The sequence below is a fragment of the Bacillus sp. ES1-5 genome, assembly GCF_022487605.1.
GTDB classification, from domain to species: Bacteria; Bacillota; Bacilli; order Bacillales; family Bacillaceae_G; genus Bacillus_A; species Bacillus_A wiedmannii.
Window position 1 is genome coordinate 1 of sequence record NZ_JAKVPU010000056.1, and the last position, 394, is coordinate 394.

Annotated in this window: 1 protein-coding gene and 1 pseudogene; both read right to left on the bottom strand. The window is 37.8% G+C overall.

The annotated features are described in order from the left end of the window. On the bottom strand, window positions 1–349 hold a 349-nt coding region (locus tag MKO96_RS29255), incomplete at its 3' end, for a phosphopantetheine-binding protein (protein ID WP_240589351.1). Continuing rightward, window positions 327–394: pseudogene (locus MKO96_RS29260) on the bottom strand (GNAT family N-acetyltransferase); the annotation flags it as partial. The pseudogene MKO96_RS29260 and the gene MKO96_RS29255, both read right to left, overlap by 23 nt.

Here is a 394-nt window from a genome sequence, read left to right on the forward strand (position 1 = left end):
GTTCAATCATTATTGCCATTTCCTCTAAATAAGGATGTTCAAAAATCTTTTTAATCGACAATTTAACCGATAACTCTCTCTCAATGGCCGATATCAGAGAAACCGCTTTGAGTGAATGACCTCCCACTTCAAAGAAATGGGTACTAATACTAACAGGAGTTACCCCTAGAATCTGCTCCCACAATTCTGCTAGTTTTTTTTCTACGGTTGTTCTAGGTGCAATATATTCCTCCTCTTGATCTAACATAAGTTCAGGAGCTGGCAGTTCTTTTTCATTAGTTTTTCCGTTCGGCGTGATTGGAAGGTCGTTTAATGGAATGAAAAAGGTCAATCCAATACCCAATTTCAAATTGAGGTATATCCCAATTAATACGATGCAATCCAGCTGATGCAA